Source organism: Bradyrhizobium sp. P2_E8 (genome assembly GCF_056403875.1).
This window is the reverse complement of record NZ_JBFUES010000735.1, coordinates 1-3,940: the sequence shown is the minus strand read 5'-3', so window position 1 is coordinate 3,940 and position 3,940 is coordinate 1. Positions and strand designations below refer to the sequence as shown.

Annotated in this window: 5 protein-coding genes; all 5 read left to right on the top strand. The window is 65.3% G+C overall.

Going from position 1 to position 3,940, the window contains the following annotated elements; translation table 11 throughout:
- The first annotated feature begins 221 nt into the window (after positions 1 to 221).
- A complete protein-coding gene (locus AC1D00_RS30685) occupies positions 222 to 497 on the top strand; it encodes a hypothetical protein (protein WP_477013243.1) in 276 nt (91 codons plus the stop codon).
- 132 nt (positions 498 to 629) lie between these two features.
- Positions 630 to 1,949 carry an aminotransferase class V-fold PLP-dependent enzyme gene (locus AC1D00_RS30680; RefSeq protein ID WP_477013242.1) on the top strand — a complete coding sequence of 440 codons (1,320 nt, stop codon included), beginning with the start codon at positions 630 to 632 and terminating at the stop codon, positions 1,947 to 1,949.
- A 124-nt stretch (positions 1,950 to 2,073) separates the two neighbouring features.
- A complete protein-coding gene (locus AC1D00_RS30675; RefSeq protein ID WP_477013241.1) occupies positions 2,074 to 2,742 on the top strand; it encodes an FABP family protein in 669 nt (222 codons plus the stop codon).
- Positions 2,743 to 2,761: 19 nt separating this feature from the next.
- A complete protein-coding gene (locus AC1D00_RS30670; protein WP_477013240.1) occupies positions 2,762 to 3,472 on the top strand; it encodes a RibD family protein in 711 nt (236 codons plus the stop codon).
- A gap of 9 nt (positions 3,473 to 3,481) precedes the next feature.
- A partial coding sequence (locus tag AC1D00_RS30665) for an FAD-dependent oxidoreductase (protein ID WP_477013239.1) occupies positions 3,482 to 3,940 on the top strand: 459 nt, incomplete at its 3' end.

Below are 3,940 nucleotides of genomic sequence, written 5' to 3'. Positions count from 1 at the left end.
ACGATGGGTCGTTCCGGGTGGATGTCGCGAAACTTGTATCGCGCCACAGACCAGTATCCCAATCCCTCAGTTGGATTGATGTTCCTCCGTGCCGGACCTTCCCAGGACACCCGAGGTCAATACGGTACGGAGAAGACCCATGGCCAGGTGGCGAAGCTAGCGCGTCGCCGAGGAACTCGGGGCGGCGGCCCGTGTTGCCGTGCGCAACCCACCAAGGTGTCATGAAGCAGAAGAAATCGATCGACGGGCACCTTTCGGATATCCGGGCGAGTAATGCGTCTGATCCCGCGCTGCCTTCCCAAGGCAAGAGCTTTGAGCACCTGAGCGATCACAGCGTGCTCCGACTGTATGAAAGCATCCGACATCAGGTCGAAGCGGATCGAGCGATGGGCAGCAGGTATCGGCTGGTCGGCAACGCGGCCAAAGAACGGGCGCAGCGATTGCAGGCGGAGCTGGCCCAAAGAGAATTGAAGTTCATGCCGATCATCTGGTCGTGACTCGAGATCCGCGCGGCCAACCAGATCGTAGTCCCTGCCAGGACAACCCCCGACATCATCAGACCGTCATCGCCCTGTCATCGGAGTTCCATCGATCGCTGCTCCTTTCGCCGCGCATCGCAGAGGACGGACATGCAGCTGATCAAGACAATTTTTTCCGACCGCCGGTCGATTCTGAAGGGCCTCGCGGCCGCAGCCGTCGCACCGCTGGCGGCGCCGGCTTTTGCGGCCGAGGCCCTGCCGGCGCAGCTGACCGGATCGGCGGCGGCAATCGCCACCGACAAGGCCTATTGGACGGCCGTGAAGGGGCTCTATGCCGTGACGCCTGATGTCGTCAATCTGGAGAACGGCTTCTGGGGCATCATGGCCGAGCCTGTCAGGCGCGAGTTCATCCGCCAGTCCGACATGGTCAACTATCAGAACACCTACTACGCGCGGCAGCGCGCAGGTGCGGATTTCGAGGCCGTGCGGGCCAAGGTGGCGGAGGCGGTCGGCGCGGCGCCCGGCGAAATCGCGCTCACCCGCGGCGCGACCGAAGCGCTGCAGCTGCTCATCAGCGGCTACAACAAGCTGAAGCCCGGCGACAGCGTGCTCTACGCCGACCTCGACTACGATTCGATGCAGTATGCGATGAACGCGCTCAGGGCGCGCCGCGGTGTCGACGTGGTCAAGTTCGATGTGCCCGAGCCGGCCACCCGCCAGGCCGTGCTCGACGCCTATGCCCGTGCCTTCGAGGCGAATCCGAAGACCAGGCTTCTCCTCCTCACCCATGTCAGCCATCGCACCGGCCTCGTCATGCCGGTCGCCGAGATCGCCCGCATGGCCAAAGCCAAGGGCATCGACACCATCCTCGACGCCGCCCATTCCTGGGGGCAGATGGACTTCAGGCTGAGTGAGCTTGAGGTCGATTTCGTCGGCTTCAATCTGCACAAATGGATCGGCGCGCCGGTCGGCGTCGGCTTCCTCTACATCAAGAAGGATCGCCTCGCCGACATCGATCGCGACCTCGGTGACGAGGATTTTCCGGAAACCGACATCCGCTCGCGGGTCCACACCGGCACCGTCAATTTCGCGACGGTGCTGACGGTGCCTGCGGCCGTCGAACTCCATCAGCAGATCGGCGCTGCGGCGAAACAGGCCCGCCTGCGCTACCTGCGCGACTACTGGGTCAGTCGTAGCAGGGGCTTCAAGGACATCGAGATCCTGACGCCCGATGAGGCCGGTCTGTATGGTGCGATCACGTCCTTCCGCCTCGCCGGCAAGACGAGCAAGGCCGACAACGACGCCGTCGTGGCGAAGCTCAGGGACAGCTACAAGGTCCTGACGGTTCGCCGGGCGGGCGTCGCCAGGGGCCAATGCATCCGCGTGACGCCGGCGCTTTACACCGAGGAGGCCGATCTCGACCGGCTCGTCGAGGCACTTGCCGCCATCACGGGGACGAAAGCGGGCTGAACCCGCGCGAGGCGGCGTGTCCGCGCATCGGCGCCTGTGCCATTCGCGATTGTGAGGCTTGAGCACGAGCCACGTTCCCGCCTCCGTGCTATTGCTGCTCCACGCAACTTCCCGCGAGGCCCCCATGCTCCCTATTCCCGCCGACATCTTCACCGAGCCCGAGGACGTTTCGCCCGACGGCCTCGCCAATCTCGGCCCGCTGCGTCGTCTCGCAGGCAGCTGGCAGGCCGACAAGGGGATCGACGTCAACCCGWAGGCGGAGGGGCCGGAGCGGCGGACCTTCATCGAGCGCATTCGGATGGACCCGATCGATCCGCAGGCCAACGGGCCGCAGCTGCTCTATGGCCTGCGCTATCACATCCACATCAACACGCCCGAGGAGGACATCACCTTCCACGACCAGGTCGGCTACTGGCTGTGGGAGCCCGCGACCGGGCTGATCATGCAGACGCTGGCGATCCCGCGCGGGCAGGTGCTGCTCGCCTCGGGCAAGGCCGGACCTGATGACAGGACCATCTCCGTCACGGCGAAGCGCGGCGACACCGCTTACGGGATCTGCTCGACCGACTTCCTGGAACAGGCCTTCCGCACCGATGCTTACCGCTGCGACATCACCTTCAACGACGACGGAAGCTGGACCTATCTGATCCAGACCGAGTTGTTCGTGCGCGGCGCGCCGTTCAATCATCACGACACCAACACGCTGAAACTCGTCGCRCCGCCAAAGCTCAATCCGCTCGCGGTGATCGTCAACGATCGCGCCAGGAGCGGCGGCAGCGGAACGGCGGCCTGAGCGCAGTCCGGAGATTTGCATGAAGCCGTATGTCATCTGTTTGATGCACTCCAGCCTGGATGGCCGCACACACCCCAGCCGCTGGCGTCCGAAGGGCGCGGGCACGGACTGGTTCGAGAAGATCCATGATGAGCTCGGCGGCGATGCCTGGGTGATCGGCCGCGTCACCGGCTCGGAGTTCGCCAAGGGCAAGCCCTATCCCACCGGGACGGCCGAGACGTTTCCGCGGGAGCCGTGGTTTGCGCGGCGTGATGCAAAGACCTATGGCGTCGTGCTCGATGCGCAGGGCAAGATCGGCTGGGGCCGCGCGGATATTGGCGGCGATCCGATCGTGGTCGTGCTGACCGAGACCGTGCCGGATGCACACCTTGCAGGCCTGCGCGGCGAGGGCGTGTCCTACATCTTTGCCGGCAGGTCGGAGATCGACCTCGCGCTGGCGCTCGACATTCTCAACCGCGAGCTCGGCGTGAAGCGCCTGCTGGTCGAGGGCGGCGGCGTCGCCAATGGCGCGTTCCTGCGCGCCGGTCTCATCGACGAATTCAATCTGATCCTGAGCCCCGCGATCGATGGCGCCAAGGGCGCACCCTTCGTCTTCGACTCGACGGACTCAGACAGCGACAAGCGCGCGCCCCTCACCGCGATGACGCTGGAGAGCACGCGCGAGCTTGGCGGCGGTGTGCTGCTGCTGCGGTACCTGATCAAGAACGATCCGCAAGGCCTCGTCAGGTAAAGCGCCGGCATGTCGGACACATCCGAGCACATCGTCATCRTCGGCGCCGGCCCGGCTGGCCTGATGGCGGGGCGCGAGCTTGCGCGCGCCGGCAAGAGGGTGACGATCCTGGAGGCACGCGAACGCTGCGGCGGGCGCATCCATCCGCTGCCGGCGGCAGAGTTCGGCTACCCCGCCGATGGCGGCGCCGAATTCGTCCATGGCGAGGCACCGGTGACGCACGCCCTGCTGGGCGAGGCGGGGCTGTCCCTTCAGGAGATCGAAGGCACGCTATGGAGGTTTGACGGCGCAGATTTTTCGCGCGAGGACCCTCACGATCCGCACGAGGCGGAGCTGCATGCCGTGCTCGGGGATTTGAAGGACGACCTCACCGTCGCCGATTTCCTGCGCCGTCATTTTGCCGGACCCGAGTATGATCGGCTGCGCTATTCGATCGAGCGGATGGTCGAGGGTTACGATGCCGCCGAT

What these genes read in the sequence shown, in the direction of transcription:
- AC1D00_RS30685 (WP_477013243.1), top strand. Translation starts at nt 222, where the DNA reads ATGAAGCAGAAGAAATCGATCGACGGGCACCTTTCGGATATCCGGGCG.
- AC1D00_RS30680 (WP_477013242.1), top strand. Translation starts at nt 630, where the DNA reads ATGCAGCTGATCAAGACAATTTTTTCCGACCGCCGGTCGATTCTGAAG.
- AC1D00_RS30670 (WP_477013240.1), top strand. Translation starts at nt 2,762, where the DNA reads ATGAAGCCGTATGTCATCTGTTTGATGCACTCCAGCCTGGATGGCCGC.